At 43.6% G+C, this 16,049-nt stretch carries 16 protein-coding genes; 3 read left to right on the top strand and 13 right to left on the bottom strand.

Translation table 11 applies throughout. From position 1 onward, the window contains the following. Positions 1-61 precede the first annotated feature (61 nt). Positions 62-853, bottom strand: coding sequence for a DUF4198 domain-containing protein (locus Q7P41_RS07600; RefSeq protein WP_303883235.1), 792 nt, complete (start codon positions 851-853; stop codon positions 62-64). A 259-nt stretch (positions 854-1,112) separates the two neighbouring features. Between Q7P41_RS07600 and Q7P41_RS07605 the strand changes: the two genes are divergently transcribed. Further along, positions 1,113-1,682, top strand: a complete 570-nt coding sequence (locus tag Q7P41_RS07605; RefSeq protein ID WP_303883236.1) for a flavodoxin family protein — start codon at positions 1,113-1,115, stop codon at positions 1,680-1,682. A 227-nt stretch (positions 1,683-1,909) separates the two neighbouring features. Here Q7P41_RS07605 and Q7P41_RS07610 read toward each other — a convergent pair whose 3' ends face one another. The 3 genes from Q7P41_RS07610 to Q7P41_RS07620 form a co-directional block, all read right to left on the bottom strand. After that, complete coding sequence (locus tag Q7P41_RS07610; RefSeq protein WP_369693151.1) at positions 1,910-2,401, bottom strand: ECF transporter S component; 492 nt, start codon at positions 2,399-2,401, stop codon at positions 1,910-1,912. A gap of 392 nt (positions 2,402-2,793) precedes the next feature. Next, positions 2,794-2,964, bottom strand: a complete 171-nt coding sequence (locus Q7P41_RS07615; protein WP_303883237.1) for a type I 3-dehydroquinate dehydratase — start codon at positions 2,962-2,964, stop codon at positions 2,794-2,796. Positions 2,965-2,969: 5 nt separating this feature from the next. Continuing rightward, a complete protein-coding gene (locus tag Q7P41_RS07620) occupies positions 2,970-3,188 on the bottom strand; it encodes a type I 3-dehydroquinate dehydratase (protein WP_310847172.1) in 219 nt (72 codons plus the stop codon). A 223-nt stretch (positions 3,189-3,411) separates the two neighbouring features. Between Q7P41_RS07620 and Q7P41_RS07625 the strand changes: the two genes are divergently transcribed. Then, entirely contained in the window at positions 3,412-4,971 is a 1,560-nt protein-coding gene (locus Q7P41_RS07625) for an amidohydrolase (RefSeq protein WP_303883238.1), read from the top strand. 98 nt (positions 4,972-5,069) lie between these two features. After that, on the top strand, positions 5,070-6,371 hold the full coding sequence (locus tag Q7P41_RS07630; RefSeq protein ID WP_303883239.1) for a serine dehydratase subunit alpha family protein: 1,302 nt from the start codon (positions 5,070-5,072) through the stop codon (positions 6,369-6,371). A 95-nt stretch (positions 6,372-6,466) separates the two neighbouring features. Here Q7P41_RS07630 and Q7P41_RS07635 read toward each other — a convergent pair whose 3' ends face one another. The 9 genes from Q7P41_RS07635 to Q7P41_RS07675 form a co-directional block, all read right to left on the bottom strand. Beyond that, positions 6,467-6,910: a hypothetical protein gene (locus Q7P41_RS07635; protein WP_303883240.1), complete on the bottom strand. Its 444-nt coding sequence runs from the start codon at positions 6,908-6,910 to the stop codon at positions 6,467-6,469. A 418-nt stretch (positions 6,911-7,328) separates the two neighbouring features. After that, the gene (locus tag Q7P41_RS07640; RefSeq protein WP_303883241.1) at positions 7,329-7,706 is read right to left on the bottom strand and encodes a Rid family detoxifying hydrolase; all 378 of its coding nucleotides are present in this window, start codon (positions 7,704-7,706) and stop codon (positions 7,329-7,331) included. A gap of 163 nt (positions 7,707-7,869) precedes the next feature. Then, positions 7,870-8,322: a hypothetical protein gene (locus tag Q7P41_RS07645; RefSeq protein ID WP_303883242.1), complete on the bottom strand. Its 453-nt coding sequence runs from the start codon at positions 8,320-8,322 to the stop codon at positions 7,870-7,872. 21 nt (positions 8,323-8,343) lie between these two features. Further along, the gene (gene nhaC, locus Q7P41_RS07650) at positions 8,344-9,855 is read right to left on the bottom strand and encodes a Na+/H+ antiporter NhaC (protein WP_303883243.1); all 1,512 of its coding nucleotides are present in this window, start codon (positions 9,853-9,855) and stop codon (positions 8,344-8,346) included. A gap of 347 nt (positions 9,856-10,202) precedes the next feature. Continuing rightward, positions 10,203-11,039, bottom strand: coding sequence for an ATP-dependent Clp protease proteolytic subunit (locus Q7P41_RS07655; RefSeq protein WP_303883244.1), 837 nt, complete (start codon positions 11,037-11,039; stop codon positions 10,203-10,205). A gap of 118 nt (positions 11,040-11,157) precedes the next feature. Then, positions 11,158-13,647 (bottom strand): ATP-dependent Clp protease ATP-binding subunit, encoded by a 2,490-nt coding sequence (locus Q7P41_RS07660; RefSeq protein WP_303883245.1) that lies wholly within the window; start codon positions 13,645-13,647, stop codon positions 11,158-11,160. A 20-nt stretch (positions 13,648-13,667) separates the two neighbouring features. Next, on the bottom strand, positions 13,668-14,726 hold the full coding sequence (locus Q7P41_RS07665) for a protein arginine kinase (RefSeq protein ID WP_303883246.1): 1,059 nt from the start codon (positions 14,724-14,726) through the stop codon (positions 13,668-13,670). Then, positions 14,713-15,252, bottom strand: a complete 540-nt coding sequence (locus Q7P41_RS07670) for a UvrB/UvrC motif-containing protein (protein ID WP_303883247.1) — start codon at positions 15,250-15,252, stop codon at positions 14,713-14,715. Before Q7P41_RS07670 ends, Q7P41_RS07665 begins: the two co-directional genes overlap by 14 nt. Before the next feature lie 21 nt (positions 15,253-15,273). Continuing rightward, complete coding sequence (locus tag Q7P41_RS07675; protein ID WP_303883248.1) at positions 15,274-15,753, bottom strand: CtsR family transcriptional regulator; 480 nt, start codon at positions 15,751-15,753, stop codon at positions 15,274-15,276. Positions 15,754-16,049 lie beyond the last annotated feature (296 nt).

The following is a 16,049-nucleotide window of genomic DNA, read 5'->3' on the forward strand; positions in this document are numbered from 1 at the left end:
GGCCAAAGTATGAAGAGAAAGAACTCCTTCAGAAATATGCATTACCTTACCTTACTTTACCTTACTTTACCTTTTCAGCCCTTATCCACAAAACTGCTCCAAGCTCAACTCCAACCTCTTCCTTGCCGTCCGGAGATTTTACTTTTTCAGGAGCCTCTGCCAAAGCAGCAAATCCCCACCAACCATCCCAGGGCATGGCATAGGTAAATATTCCCTGATCATCTGTTCGTACAACTTGAGTCATGTAGGCATCGGCAGGTGCTTTTACCAATGACTTTTCATTGTAGAATTCAACTTCCACATCGGCGCCTTTCAAAGGCTCACCATCAACAATGACTTTCCCCTGAAAGACATTTCCAGCCCATAACCCGTAAGGCCTGGTAAGCGGTATTATCTCGGCTCGAAGCCCTACCGGTTTATCCCAGCCTTCCTCCATTCCAAAGGCATTTACGACGGTCTTAGTATAATGGATTATAAATATACCTTCAGCAGGTTCCCAGTAAGGGGTTGGTTCTACAAAGAAAACATGATCCCCCGGTCGTTTAATTTTGTAGGTAGTCTCCCAGCTCTTTAGGCCCTCCTCAGAAGTATTTGCCCTTAAAGTGTCTAAGAGATTTATCTTTTCCGAACGTATCACAACTCCAAATTGACGCGGCCTTTCCATGTCCATTAATTGCTGTTCAAAGGGATGGGTAAAGAGTACTTTTAATTCTAAATTTGTGTCTCCGCCTTGCGAAACGATGTTGTTGCTTGGCAATATAACCTGAAAATGTGCCCATAACGGTGAAACGAAGCCAAAGGTGCAAAATGCCAACAATATCCCGATCACAATTCTTCTCGATGTATGGTTCATCAAAGCTCCCTCCGATTCGTGTTACGATATTTGCATTTAGTATCACTCAACGAGGGATATCTGTCAAGGGAAATACAAGAAAAAGATGGTAAGATTATATTAGTGCTTTGAACATCATGACATTTAAAAATGACAGTTAATATAGCTTTGCAACATTAACTGATAGATTGTCGACAAAATTAAAAGACTTATAAACCAGAACAAGAAAGGAGATGAGTTGCTGGCAAGCCTTTAGCCAGCAGAAATAATGAGTACGGATATGAAAAGGATCGTCTTTTTCTTAGGAAGTCCCAGGGTCAACGGAAACAGCGAGAGGTTGGCCAAAGCCTTTGCCGCAGGAGCCCAATCAAAAGGAGCAGAGACAATATTTTTTAGGCTTCAAGACATGACGTTAAAGGGATGTATTGATTGCAGGCAATGCTGGACAAAAGACAAACATTGCATAATAGATGATGACATGACCCAACTGTACGAGTCCATAGATAAATCAAACGTACTCGTATTCGTCACGCCCGTTTACTGGTATAGTTGGAGCGCTCAAATCAAGGTCGTTTGGGATAGAATGTTGCCATACATCTCAGAAAAAACAAAAAGCGTCATTACTGGCAAGGAATGCGTATTGCTAGCTACTGCTGGGGATATATACGAAAGCGCTTTTAACGGCGTTTTGGAATCCTTTGACCGATCTACTTCCCTTTTAGGCCTCAACGTGGCAGGTAAAGTATGTGCCTACAACGTTTATGACATTGGCGATATAGAGCAAAGCGATTGGCTAAATCGCGCGAAAGAACTCGGAGTAGCTGTAGGCGGGCAAATTAGGGAGAGTTAGAGAAGTCATTAGAATCTGAAAATAATTTTTAAACCGACATCAAAAAATCATATCTAGCATAGTCGTCTTTACGTGATACCAAGTTTAGTCCACTAAAAGACTTCGCAATTGTCATTCTGTTGCCAGCTACGCAGTCTACAAGGTACAAAATAACATACCTGAATAAACCATAGCAACTCCAAGAAATTCTTGGAGACATTTGTCTTTTCAAATTATAATGCCTTAAATTACCTGAAGAAAATCTTTTTTATCGGTCCTTCTATGTGAGGGAGAACGATCAGGGCGATCACTGCTCCAACCCCTGTTTGAGCAAGATCAGTAAAAAACTCTATAGGAGCAACTTTCCAGCCGTAAAGAAAGCCAGCTGCACAGGTGTAGCCGGCAATCATCACACATGCCCCTGTAATTACTGCCTTTTTTCTGTTATGTCTCATCTTGCCTACCAAAAATCCCTCGATCCCCTTAATTAAAAATGTAAAAGGAGCCCAAAGAGGATATCCGAGCACAATATCTGCAAGCGCGCCACCAATCCCGCCGCAAATTGCACCGTATTTAGATCCCATTAGAAGAGCAATACAATATAACGCCCCCTCGCCAAGATTGAAATAAATTCTATATCCTGGCATGGGAACATGAATCATAGTGGCAACAGCAACAAGACCAGCAAAAAGTGCTCCAAGCGCTATTTCTTTTGCTCCGCCTCGAGATGTAGACACCATCCTTCGCCTCCTTCGTCACAACTAAATCATCCAGGTGCTTATTTGCGTACAAACAAACTCGTCTCGAAATATCTCCGTTGGAGCATATATTCTTTATATCACACTCGCTGAGTCTTGGATAATACCAGCACTCGAGTCAAAGGCTATTTTTTGGTATGTTGTTTCATTGTAAATATTTAATTATATACAAAGCAAAGTCTAGTTGCAAAGACTTGTTAGTACGGGAATAAGTAAAGGCCCAGCTTTAGCGCTTCTTTTAGCAGGGCCAGCTATATTTTTACTTAAACGCATGGAGTTGCATGTCAGGCGTTACTTCGCCATTGGGACTTTCTGATCAGTTCTAAAGTACCTGTAAGATTTTCACAGACTAAAGTGATTTCTGAAAACTCGTCTCATGAATTCAACGCCTGGGTCAAATCCAAACCAAAAAGCAAACCTGCGTTTCGGGTTATGGAGCCTAACGGTCCCATGGGCATGGTGACCAAGGGGGTTTTGGGAAGCTCGCGCCTTGCCAGCAACGTCGCAGCAAGCAATGTCAATACGTCTTCCATGGACTGGGGCATGACGGCTACCTTAGCGATATCGCCACCAAAGGCGATTTCTTTATATAAAACATATATGAAACATCCCTCGTTTTGCTTGCCACTTTTTGAAAGCCACCCTCAAGATGGCTCCTGCAAGTCAAAAGCAAAGGGATGTCGTTGGTCAACCTTCTGGTTTCTTTAAGCATATTCAAAGAAGTTTGCATGTCAGTTATGAAGTTCCAAGCATCAGCTCTAAGCTCGATAACATCGGGAGACCCTCCAACTGCTGTTTTTGTTTCCTCTTTTTAATCTTCAACTTCCCAAAGGTTACTTTTTCATCTACATGATTGTAACATAGCGTTATCGCCCACAGAATAAGAGCGTAAGGAAGAATATTCGAATATCTCCTACACTATGATGTCGCAAATTAAGGGTTATAATTCAGAGGAAACAATTTGACACGATAAACAGGAGGATAGAAGAAACATGAGTTACGTTACAGGATTTGTCAATTGCAAGGCTTACAGCACTGTCAAGGTTGATCAACCCTTTGAAGCCTTTTTGGTCGTCCAAGGTAAGGTGGCATCGTTAGGATCGAGCAAAAAAATCGCCGAACAGGCAAAATCCCTGGAGGGGGACATCGTAGATCTAAACGGAAAATGCGTTTTGCCGGGCTTCATAGATTCCCACCTGCACATCGACGAGCTTGGAATGTACTTGAACTCACTTGACTTGAGAGGCACCAAAAGCATAGGCGAGCTTCAAGAAAAGCTGCAAGACTTTGCCTCAAACGTGACGACACCTTGGATCTTGGGACATGGTTGGGACCAGGAACTTTTCAGCGAAAAAAGATGGCCAACCAAGGACGACCTGGACACAGTAGAAAATAAAAGGCCTGTAGTCTTTTCCCGGGTGTGCCTGCACGCGGCCGTCTTAAATTCCAAGGCTTTAGAAGTTACGGGCATCTCATCCCCCACCGGTATAGTTGTCGAGGGAGATTTTCAGCGCGCCAGGGATGCCTTCAAGCAAAGTCTTACGCATGAAGATTGCAAAAAGATGATAAAAGACGCCCTTGTTTACGCTTCAAGCCTGGGGCTAACTTCCCTAGGATTCGTAAGCTGCGACCGAAAGATGCTGTCCGCGCTGATGTCTATGTGGTACGAGAAAGAAAGTACAACAAGGGTCAGGATATATCTAGAACCAGGCAAAAGATGTCAAACTGGAGAAAGGATGTACGAGGACATTGAACTCCTCGATGCTATCGAAAAGCTCGGCATAAAAAGGGGCTTTGGCGACGATGTGTTTAAAATACAGGGGATAAAAATCCTTGCCGACGGATCGCTAGGTGCCCGCACCGCATGGCTGACCAAACCTTACGCAGACCAACCAGACCAGCAGGGATTTCCAAACATTGGTAAGGAAGAGCTCACTGAACTGGTAAAGCTGGCCGATGCCACCGATTTGCAACTGGCCATTCACGGGATCGGCGACGCCACTATAGACATGATATTTGACGTATTTCAGGAAACTGAAATACGTGACCGCGGACATCGAATCGAGCATCTTTCTGTTTTGAGACCCGATCAAATTAAACGCATGAAGGACTTGGGACTATATGCCTCAGTTCAACCTCATTTTGTAATTTCCGATTGGTGGGCAATGGAAAGATTGGGCATGAAAAGGGCAAGCTTCATACACCCCTTCAAAAGCATTTACTTCTCAGGCATACCGATGGCCTTCGGCACGGATTCTCCCGTTGAAAAGTTGAATCCTTGGGAGACCATATATGCCGCGGTGACGAGAGGCAAATTTGAGGGCATTCCCATTGCAGCAGCAACCCCCGATGAGGTTTTGGACACGAAAGAAGCGATTTATTGCTATACTGAAGGCGGAAGTACGATCATGCATGACCCCTATATTGGCAGCTTGGAAATAGGCAAGCTGGCCGATTTTATCGTGGTAGACGAAAATCCCTTTGAGGCAAACGCATGCTCCCTCAAAGACATTAAGGTGTTAAAGACATACATAGGTGGGAAAGCTTCATAATCCTCTATCTTTATACTGGAGCTTGCTACAGTTTAAGTTTCGAGGCATAATTTTAATCAGTACATAAATTTACAACCCTAAAAAGAGGAGGGACAAATTTGGTTACGTTAAAAGAATTCCTGCGATCGGAAGTGGTGCCTGCACTTGGCTGTACCGAGCCCGGAGCCGTGGCTCTAGCCGTGGCCCGGGCAAGGAAGGAGGCAAACTTCGAGGAAGTTAAAAAGATTGAAGTTGTCGTTAGCGCAAACATTTACAAAAACGGATATGCTGTCGGGATTCCAGGCACCAAAGGCTTAAAGGGGAATGTCATTGCTGCCGCTCTAGGAGCTATCTGTGGAAATTGCGAATGTGGTCTCGAAGTGCTAAAATGTTGCAATGACGATGATGTAAAAAGAGCGTTACACCTTGTCGATGAAGGTCTTGTAATCGTATCACCAGACCTTAAGAGAAAGGGCGTATACGTGCAAGCGACGATAACCACCGAAAGGCACGTGTGCACCTGTATAATCGAGGATACTCACACCAATATTTCAAAAGTAAAGCTAGACGGAAGACTCATTCTTTCAAAGAAAAAAAGATTCCAATCAAAACAAAACGCGGAAAATGCAAGTATTACAGGCCAAATAAAAAATATGACATTCAAGGAACTGACCTACCTGATAGACGAAATAGATGAAGCAGACACGAACTTTATCTTTGAAGGAGTAAAAATGAACATGGCTATGTCTCAAGCAGGTTTAGATCCTAAAAGCAAGTTTGGCTTAGGAGTCGGAAGAACTATCATGAAATTAGTAAATGCCAACACCCCCTCAACTTTACCCCAAAAAATAAAAGCCTACACTGCGGCTGCTGTAGATGCAAGGATGGCGGGGATTTCTATGCCCGTCATGAGCAGCGCAGGAAGTGGAAACCATGGCATAACAGCAATACTTCCCGTTTACCTGGTGGCAGAATTTTATAATAAAACGAGAGAAGAAACTGCCAAAGCTATAGTCTTAAGTCATTTAACCACTAGCTTTTTGAAAAGCAGAACAGGGCGATTAAGCCCAATTTGCGGATGTACCGTAGCAGCTGGCGCTGGAGCGGCTGCCGGCATCACTTATCTTTTTTCTGATGATATACATAAAATTGAGAAAGCCATTGAAATCCACGTTAGCAACCTAATCGGGATGATATGCGATGGTGCAAAAGATACTTGCGCTTTAAAGGTTGGTACAGGAGCCTGCGAGGCTTTTGTAGCCGCCATGATGGCATTAGAAGAAAACAGACCTGAAATACCACAGGGCATTTTGGGGATAACGCTGGAAGAAACGGCAGAAAATCTGGCATCATTGAGTAATAGAGGCATGAAAGATGTTGATTCTATCATAATAGAATTGCTTTCGAAAAATAATCCATAAAATTATTTTTTAAAAATTGCCAAGATCAAATACAAACACGAGTTCTTTTAGAACCAAACTAAAGGAACTCGTGTTTATTTTTGCCTTATCCAAGGCTACATGATCAATTTGCCACCCGACTTGCCGCCTTTAGTGATTTTGTCAAGCTCGGATAAAACCGCCGGTGAGGCAACATCAAGGCGTGGCTTTTTCATCTCCTGAGAAGCAAGCTCGCGAAGTCTTTGCTCATACTCTTCCATGCTCTTTGTTATAGTTGCAGCATCGCCTTTGAGCCATACAATAATATTATCTGCTATTGCCCTAACCTCTTCATCTGAAAGTTCGGCTTGCGTAACCCCGATGGCTTTCATCAGCTTTCCTTGCTCTCTTACCGATTCGACGATATCATCATCAGTTATTATCCCTTTTTTATAAAGGACACGTCCCAAAACGTCGAACTTTGTTTTCAGACTTTCTTCAGACATGGCGATGCTGTCTATGCGAGCCATCAAGAAAGAAAGCATATCCTCCAAAGTCATTTGCATCATCCTGGGTTGCATTATATATTCCCCCCCTTATGGTAAATTTCCCCTTAACCTTTTTAGCCTCCTATGAGCCGTGAAGCACGTGTATTTTAACAGAAAAGTAGCGAAATTTAAATAAAAGTTAATAAAAAAGGGACCCACGCGGGCCCCTTTTTTTGAGGAGGAGATAGGGTTTAGGTACGGATTACCGGATTTTGCCTTCATAACCGCACCCAGCAAAAAAGTTTAATCATTTAAGACGGCTCTGTCAATAAGGAAAATTATATTCTATATATTCGCAACATTTTTAACTTTCCAAAATGCTTTCGGTGGAAAACCAAATACAGAAACATCAAGTAACAGCCAAAATTTTCTGCAATGATAAAGAGCAATGACGGTAAATTTGCTACACTAAAGCCAAATTGAAATGGCATTCCGAATTTCTTGCAATGACCTAGGCTACAGCTATTGCCTCTATTTCTAGCATCGCCTCCTTCTTCGGCAAAGCACTTACCTCTATTAGGGACCTGGCGGGTTTATGTTCTCCAAAAAATTGCGAGTATATCTTATTGATCGCTTGAAAGTTTGCCATATCTGTCACGAAAACTGTAGTTTTTACCACCTTAGAAATATCAGAACCCGCAGCTTCTAAAATAGCAGCGATATTTTCTAAAACTTTCAGAGTCTGATCTTCCACAGACCCGCTAACCACTTGGCCGCTTTCCAACTCCAAAGGCAGCTGCCCCGATAGAAAAATAAACCCGCTCGACTTAATCGCCTGTGAGTAAGGCCCTATGGCCTTAGGAACTTTATCGCTGGACACATAATGCATTACAGTCGCCTCCCATACGTTTTTAATAATAAGACTAAAGTATATTATCACATTCGCAGGGTACATAAAGTAGAAAGTTCTAAAACACCCCGCCATTGCTGGCGGGGTGTAAATCGTAAATCGTCAATCATTATAGATGGGAAACGATCGAGGACGTACCGCATCACCCGCCTTTATTCTTTTTTTCCCGTGAATTTGAACTAAAATCGCTCATCGAATCGATCCCAACCTCTGGAGCATATTTGCTTAGCAACTCTTTAAGCAACGCTTCTTCTTCCCGCTTAAATAGAATTTTCCAACCGGTAATTCCTCTTTCAAAAAAGACCATCATCGCATCGCCTTTAAATGAAAAAGTGACGGCTTTCACCTCTTGCCAGGGAAAAAATTCAACAGAAGTCCCTAATATCCCTTTTACTTCTTTAACCAGCCCCTCAGGGGAAACATAGACCCTTTTTTTGTATATAATCCCATAAAAGGCAGCAATGGCCAATATCAATTTATGAAGCGCAAACTCGCAAAAGGCAGAATAAACACAATAAAGCCCAAAAAGAAGTAGAAATATTTTCATCCATTTGGAGGTTGAATAACTCGATCGCGATTCAATGATGGTCTCCATTTGTACACCTCTTCCTGGAAATTACACTTTTATGATATCTTCGTCAGTCTCCTTGCGCCAGTAAATGTATTTGCCCATTGCCGTTAGCACGATTGCCACAATAGGGTTAAGATAATTTAAGAATGCATAGGGCAAATATTGAACCGTCGGCACACCCAGGACGCCAGTATGATAGGCACCACAAGTATTCCACGGAATTAAAACCGACGTCAACGTACCGCTATCCTCCAAAGTCCTGGAAAGCATTTTAGGATGCAGTCCCCTTTCATCAAAAGCCGGCTTAAACATCCTCCCTGGCAAAACAATTGCGACATACTGGTCTGCCAAAAGCACATTGGTAACTATGCAGGCAACTATCACCGACGTGACTAAGCCGGTAACGCCTTTGACACGACGTAATATTGCAGCTAGCAGCACCTCTAAGAAACCGCAACACTCCATAACTCCACCGAAAGAAAGGGCGCAAAATATCAACGAAATGGTCCACATCATCGAGTCAAGTCCACCTCTTTCCAGCAAATCGCTAAGCAATGCACCTACCTCTTGCGCAAGCTCTGGCGCGATGTCTACCACGTTATGTGTGGCAAGGAGGTCTGCGACTACATTCAGGCTTTCAGCTCCAGCTATTTCGGCGCTGAACGCAGGAACGTAACCATAATGAATCGCTTCAACCATTGTGCCTAGGCCATGACCTTGAGAAAGGATCATAATGCTTCCTAAAACAACTCCTGCGAACAAGCTGGGTATGGCGGGAAATTTGAGAGCCGCCAAAAGTATGACTACTATTGGTGGAATAAATCCCAAAAAACTAATATTGAACTCGGCGGCTAACAACTTCTGGAAAGCTTCTATCCTAGAAACGTCCAAAATACCTCCAGCGAATCTAAATCCTAAAACTACGGTTATTACCGCAACTATGGCGTAAGTGATCATAGTAGTGGATATCATGGCGCGAATATGACTGAAAAGAGTTGTTCCAGCCACCGCGGGAGCAAGGTTCGTTGTGTCAGATAAAGGTGATATTTTATCTCCAAAATAAGCCCCCGAAATAACAACACCTGCCGCCAAAGGCACGGGAACCCCAAGGCCTGCTGCTATACCTATCAATGCTAAACCTACAGTCCCAGACGTACCCCAAGACGTTCCCGTCGCAAGCGATACAATGGAACATATAAGCAAGGTGGCAAGTAAAAAGATGTTTGGTGACAATATGCTCAATCCATAATAAATCAGAGTAGGAACTATGCCGCCCTGGATCCAGGAGCCAATGATCATCCCTACTATCGTTAAAATCAATATAGCCTGAAGCCCAGCGAGAATGCCACGAAAAATGCCATCCTCCATTTCCTTCCATTCAATATGTAGTAAATAACGACCCATCAAACAGGCAAAGGCAACGGAAAAAACTAACGGTACATGAACGTCCACCTCCAAGACTAAAACTCCCACCCCTATACACACAGCCGCAACGACAATCACAATCACTGCCTCTAAAAGTGTAGGCTTTCTTGGAGAACCCCTTAATCCACCCATTTTTCCCTACCTCCTCTCACTCTTATAATAAAGTGTCATAGAATCACTTGAGCTTCTGCTGTTTGAGCCGCGAAGGTTTTACACTCATATTCTCATATTACTATTTTCTCATACTATCATCTCCTTCACCTGACGTCTTCATATATAAAATGTACATCACGATACTTATGTACCTTCATGTTTTTATCATGACGTGTTCTATTATAATGAGAAAGAATCACACGATGCAACATGCCCCTAACTCTTTGTAATTCTTTGGAGTTCTTCCAGTTTTTTAAGCAAGAAAAATTACTATCTAGCCTAAACGTCCCTCGATTTTAAAAGATTTTCCAACCTTTCGCTCATTTTCACTCTTTTCCGTTAGATGTGGGACGTTGATAAGGAAGAGGCACGTATTGAACGGATGGACGCCTTTGGGCTGCTTGTGGATATAGATGCATAAGTGCCGCTACCTCTTCGGGTATCCCAAAAGTCACATTAAGGCCTAACTGCTTTGCTTCATCGGGCATAATTGGGTAATCATGGGTCCATCTTCCATCAGTTAGAGTAACCGCAATTTCTTGGGCTTTATCCTCGGGAAATTCGTTTCTTACTAGTAAATCGTAAACACACCGTCGCGTCTGCGCAATTGCCTTCTTGGACATATCGGCTAAAATAACAGTGTTGTCGTCTATTTCGGATATGGGTTTCTGCTCCAAAACCTTTAAGATTGATACAGCTGGAAACTGGCCAATCTGAGGATCTACAGGACCTAATACTGCGTTTTCATCCATGACTATTTCATCCGCAGCAAGGGCAATAAGCGTACCCCCGGACATGGCATAGTGGGGAACGAAAACGCTTACCTTTGCTTCGTGTTTTGACAGGGCGCTTGCGATTTGTTCAGCAGCTAAAAGTAACCCTCCAGGAGTATGAACTATGAGGTCAATGGGCATATCCTTGGGCGTAAGTTTTATGGCTCTTAAGACTTCTTCGGAATCTTCGATGCTTATGAAATTCCTAGAAAACATTCCAAGAAAGCCAACAGATTCCTGCCTATGGATCAAGGTAACTACCCGACTCTTACGTTGTTGTTCAAGCTTTTTTATTAACCCATGCCTCGTACGTTGCAAATTCCACTGCTTAAGGGAAGGCTGGATCAGCAAAAAGAAAAACAACAACCAAAAAAATGGAAACCCGTACATATTTATAGCACCACCTTAACAAATGGATTTGATTAAATATTATACATTATAATATAACAATAAAAGGTCACGGAAAAGAAACTTTTCCGTGACCTTTTATTGCCCTTAGATGTTAAGCCTATACAATTTGTTTACTACTGGCCTTTTCTAGGCCCTTGTCTTCGTCCCCTGACACTGGAATGAAGATTATGTCATCGTCTCTTACATCAACTTTGATGACACTATCAGGTTTAATTTTTCCTTCAAGCAGAATGTCCGCCAATCTATCTTCGAGGTACCGCTGTATCGCCCTTCTCAGTGGCCGTGCTCCAAACTTAGGTTCATATCCTTTTTTGAGCAAGAATTCTTTCGCAGCATCGGTGACCTCTACGAATAATCCTTTTTCCGCTAGTCGTTTCGCCACATCTTTGATCATGAGATCCACGATCTGCAATAGTTCCTTTTCACCTAATGGCTTAAAGACGACTATCTCGTCAATCCTGTTTATAAACTCCGGCCTGAATGTCCTCTTCACGGCATCCAAGATGCTCTTCTTGGCCTCCTCGAAGTCAATGCCATTTTCAGAGCTAGCGGCAAAGCCTATGGTCGGTCCCTTCATTAAATCTTGAGCACCTAGGTTGCTAGTCATTATGACCACAGTGTTTTTAAAGTCCACTACGCGACCTTGTCCGTCCGTTAGCCTTCCATCCTCTAAAATTTGCAAAAGTATGTTAAATACATCGGGATGAGCCTTTTCTATTTCGTCCAAAAGTATGACTGCGTAAGGACGCCTTCTGACGGCTTCAGTTAATTTGCCTCCTTCTTCATAACCGACATAACCCGGAGGTGCTCCAATGAGTTTTGATACTTCGTGGCGCTCCATGAATTCGCTCATGTCAAGTCTTACCATGGAATCTTCATCGCCGAACATAAATTCTGCCAAAGCCTTGCTTAGTTCAGTCTTTCCAACCCCAGTAGGCCCCAAAAAGAGGAAGCTTCCTATGGGACGCTTTGGATCCTTCAGGCCACTTCTTGCTCTTCTTATTGCCTTAGCCACTACAGTAACAGCCTCTTCTTGGTTAATTATACGCTTGTGAATTTCTTCCTCCATGCGGAGTAACCGCCGGCTTTCTTCTTCAGTCAGTTGCGTTAGGGGAATGCCAGTCCACTCTGAAACGATTAGTGCTATATCCTCTTCATCGACGATTGGCTCCTCTTGCGAGTTCTTGGCTTGCCAAGCTTTTCGCTTCTCCTCAAGCTCTTCAGACAGTTTTCGCTCCTCATCTCTCAAAGCAGCAGCCTTTTCGAACTCTTGAGAAGCAACAGCCGCTTCTTTCTCTTTCCTGACTGTTTCTAGCTTTTTTTCCAGCTCTTTTATGAACTCGGGAGGATTCATGGCGGAAAGACGTACTCTTGCCCCTGCTTCATCGATGAGATCTATAGCTTTATCGGGCAAATACCTATCGCTTATATAACGAGCAGACAATCTGGCTGCTGCCTCTAACGCTGCATCAGTAATCTTAACCCTATGATGCGCCTCGTATTTATCCCGCAAACCTTTTAGGATTTCTATAGTATCCTCAATCGTTGGTTCACCCACGTAAACTGGCTGGAACCTGCGCTCCAAAGCAGCGTCCTTTTCTATATATTTCCTATACTCGTCTAGCGTTGTAGCTCCTATGACCTGGAATTCTCCTTTGGCAAGGCTTGGTTTTAAAATATTTGCTGCATCCACAGCTCCTTCTGCTCCTCCGGCTCCAACTAAGGTGTGAATTTCATCGATGAAAACGATGACATCTTTTGAGTCACGAACTTCCTTCACCAACTTCCTCATTCTTTCCTCAAATTCGCCCCTGTACTTAGTGCCCGCAACGAGGTTGCCAATGTTAAGTTGCACAATTCGTTTGTTCTTGAGAACCTCGGGCACCTCGCCACTGGCAATCATTTGAGCTAACCCCTCAACTATAGCGGTCTTACCCACACCAGGATCGCCTATAAGGCACGGGTTGTTTTTGGTCCTTCGCGACAAAATTTGAATCACTCGTTGTATCTCGCGCTCTCTGCCTATGACAGGATCAAGCTCTCCTTGACGAGCCATTTCTACTAAATCAATGCCCAGTTGATCGAGTGTAGGAGTTTTGGTGCGAGTTCTTTTCTTCGACAACCCTGGTTGATTCATCTGATCCACATCTCCCCCGGAAAGATAGCGCACTACCTCTTGATACACTTTTTGCATATCCAGGCCCATGCTCATGAGCACTTGAGCTGCAATGCCCTCTCCTTCCGCAAGCAACCCTAGAAGTATATGCTCCGTCCCGACATAGTTAACGCCCATATTTCGGGCTTCTCTCATGGCTAAATCTAGCACTCGTTTGGCTCTAGGACTTAAGGGAAGATCCACCGGTTTTTCCTTGGGTTGCCCTTTACCGACAAGTTGCTCTACTCTCCTTCGAACCTCGTCCAGGTCGATGCCCAAAGATGTCAATACGTGAGCTGCCACCCCATCTCCCTCGACTAGTAAACCAAGTAATATATGTTCGGTCCCGATAATGTCGTGACCTAGTCTTAAAGCCTCACGATGGGCTAATTGAATCACTCTTCTTGCTCGTTCCGTAAAAAATTGCCACATACTTTTTCACCTCTTATGATCTATCTGTTTTCGATCGCTTTGATACGTTCTCGCAAAAACGTTGCCCTAAAAACGTCTCGCTCCTCTGGCGATAATTCTTTACCTGCATACATTTGCACGTGATTGGGCTGCACGCCCAGTACAAGGTTGTTCCATTCTTCAACTGAAATCTCGGGAGTTATCCCCATATCGCTGCCCATTTTAATTAACGAAATTAACTCAAGCGCCTCTCTACTGGCAATGCTCCTGGAGTAACGCAATATCCCAAAAGCCCGCCATACTCTATCATCCAGCGATATGCCCAGCTTGCGCTTCATGACGGTCCTGGCGCGCTCTTCTTCCGCAACCACTTGACTTACCGCAGAAGATACCTTATCTACTAACTCTTCCTCGCTTAAGCCCAGGGTAATTTGATTTGAAATCTGATACAAAGACCCCAGCACATCACTTCCTTCGCCATAACTTCCCCTTACCGTAAGCCCAATGCGGTTGCTTTCATTCACAAGCTTGACTACCTGCTTTGACATTTCGAGTGCAGGGATGTGAACCATTACCGATGCGCGCATTCCAGTTCCTACATTTGTCGGACAAGCGGTAAGATAGCCGAAATCAGGATCAAAGGCATATCCTAATTCCTCAAAGACCTTTTCGACCTTTTTTGCGATGCGCCATACTTCATTAAGTTCCAGGCCGGCCAAGATCACCTGAATCCGCAAGTGGTCTTCTTCGTTCACCATTATGGAAACCACACCCTTTGGATCTATGATCACAACTCGCCCAAGACCGCCATTAGCAAAAGGAGGACTAATCAAATGTCTTTCAACCAAAATCCACCTGGATAAGGGATCAAGCACATCCATTTCCACAACGTCGCTATTTTTTAAAATATCTGATTCAGATATAACGTGTTTTACTTCTTCGGCTATAGCCAATAACTTTTCTTTGCTACATCGATGCGTAAAGGGATATTTACTTAAATTTCTAGCCAATCTGATGCGACTAGAAACGGCAATGTTAGAGCTGCTGCCCCTTCCTTTGATCCATTCAATAGGATGCGCTAACAAGTCATGCCTTGCCATCACTACCATCACCTTTCGATGTCAATTCACGAATGCGATCGCGGATCTTGGCTGCGCGTTCATACTCCTCTCTTTCTACAGCCTCTTTTAGTTCTCCTTGCAATCGTTCAAGCTCACTCTTAACCGCTTCTCCTCTAAAAGCACTGACATCTGGTCTGTCTCCCCTATGTCGGTCAGATCCATGGATCTTGCGAAGTAGTGGTTTGATGTATTCCCTAAACGTTTTGTAACAGGTAGGGCAGCCAAATTTGCCGCTTTTTTGAAACGTCGTGAAATCCAATCCACAATCTTGACATCTGACCTCCGTCTGAGTTGTCCTGCGCGCACTCTTGGATGCTAAAGGCTCAAACAACGATCCCAACAAATTCTCCCAAGATAAATCGAAGCTTAAATGGGGAAACACGTCAATTTCAAGGCTCATAGCCTCAGCGCACTCCCTGCAAAGGTGATACTCCCTTACTTCCCCATTAATCATTTGTTTTATGTGTACCTCCGCCTCCCGATCTTGACAACGTTCGCACAACATAGCTATTCCCCCTAATAATGCCTATATAATAGCGAGGCTCTTCAGTATCCGCCTTACAAGTTCTGTGTTAAGTTCATCTCTTCGGTACACAGGAAGATCGAAGAGCGATGTCAGCATTTCGTCCATAAACCTCAACATCACCTCTAAAATGGCTCGTTCCCTTAGCGTTAGTATCTCTCGCTCTTCTAAATTCTTCAAAAGACGCCTCATGTCCTGCAGTGACATAACATCATCCAAAATATCCTCTAGGTGATTCAATCGATCTTCCACATCCGATAAGGACACTCTTATGATTCGAATGTAGCCGTGCCCCCCTCGTTGACTTTCAACGATAAAGCCTCTTTCAGGCGTAAACCTGCTTTGCAACACGTAGTTAATCTGACTGGGCACGCATCCAAAAAAGCTAGCTAGCTCCTTTCGCCGCAAGATAATTTCATCATCGGTATTCGCTTCAAGTTGATTACGAATATATTTTTCTATTTTCTCAGTAAGACTTCCCATACCACAGCACCCCTATCTTGCAACTATTACCATGACCAAAAAACATTATATGCATAATGGTCAAGATATGTCAAGGATTATGTTAGGAATGCCGAACATAATATTAAGGCCTCTGTGTCTTGGAAAAACAGGCCAAGGGCTGGTTGTATGTTGACACGAGCGATCCTCATCCTAACGTGAGTTAAAATCTTAGACATGCTTCATCAATAAAGAACATTTACAAATTCATATAAACAACATTTTCAAACCTATGGCACATATGACCAACCCGCCCAACATACAGGCAGATGGTCCTA

This window comes from Acetomicrobium mobile (assembly GCF_937920065.1).

What these genes read in the sequence shown, in the direction of transcription:
- Q7P41_RS07600 (WP_303883235.1), bottom strand. Translation starts at nt 853, where the DNA reads ATGAACCATACATCGAGAAGAATTGTGATCGGGATATTGTTGGCATTT.
- Q7P41_RS07605 (WP_303883236.1), top strand. Translation starts at nt 1,113, where the DNA reads ATGAAAAGGATCGTCTTTTTCTTAGGAAGTCCCAGGGTCAACGGAAAC.
- Q7P41_RS07610 (WP_369693151.1), bottom strand. Translation starts at nt 2,401, where the DNA reads ATGGTGTCTACATCTCGAGGCGGAGCAAAAGAAATAGCGCTTGGAGCA.
- Q7P41_RS07615 (WP_303883237.1), bottom strand. Translation starts at nt 2,964, where the DNA reads ATGCCCCAGTCCATGGAAGACGTATTGACATTGCTTGCTGCGACGTTG.
- Q7P41_RS07625 (WP_303883238.1), top strand. Translation starts at nt 3,412, where the DNA reads ATGAGTTACGTTACAGGATTTGTCAATTGCAAGGCTTACAGCACTGTC.
- Q7P41_RS07635 (WP_303883240.1), bottom strand. Translation starts at nt 6,910, where the DNA reads ATGCAACCCAGGATGATGCAAATGACTTTGGAGGATATGCTTTCTTTC.
- Q7P41_RS07640 (WP_303883241.1), bottom strand. Translation starts at nt 7,706, where the DNA reads ATGCATTATGTGTCCAGCGATAAAGTTCCTAAGGCCATAGGGCCTTAC.
- Q7P41_RS07645 (WP_303883242.1), bottom strand. Translation starts at nt 8,322, where the DNA reads ATGGAGACCATCATTGAATCGCGATCGAGTTATTCAACCTCCAAATGG.
- nhaC (WP_303883243.1), bottom strand. Translation starts at nt 9,855, where the DNA reads ATGGGTGGATTAAGGGGTTCTCCAAGAAAGCCTACACTTTTAGAGGCA.
- Q7P41_RS07655 (WP_303883244.1), bottom strand. Translation starts at nt 11,039, where the DNA reads ATGTACGGGTTTCCATTTTTTTGGTTGTTGTTTTTCTTTTTGCTGATC.
- Q7P41_RS07660 (WP_303883245.1), bottom strand. Translation starts at nt 13,647, where the DNA reads ATGTGGCAATTTTTTACGGAACGAGCAAGAAGAGTGATTCAATTAGCC.
- Q7P41_RS07665 (WP_303883246.1), bottom strand. Translation starts at nt 14,726, where the DNA reads ATGGCAAGGCATGACTTGTTAGCGCATCCTATTGAATGGATCAAAGGA.
- Q7P41_RS07670 (WP_303883247.1), bottom strand. Translation starts at nt 15,252, where the DNA reads ATGTTGTGCGAACGTTGTCAAGATCGGGAGGCGGAGGTACACATAAAA.
- Q7P41_RS07675 (WP_303883248.1), bottom strand. Translation starts at nt 15,753, where the DNA reads ATGGGAAGTCTTACTGAGAAAATAGAAAAATATATTCGTAATCAACTT.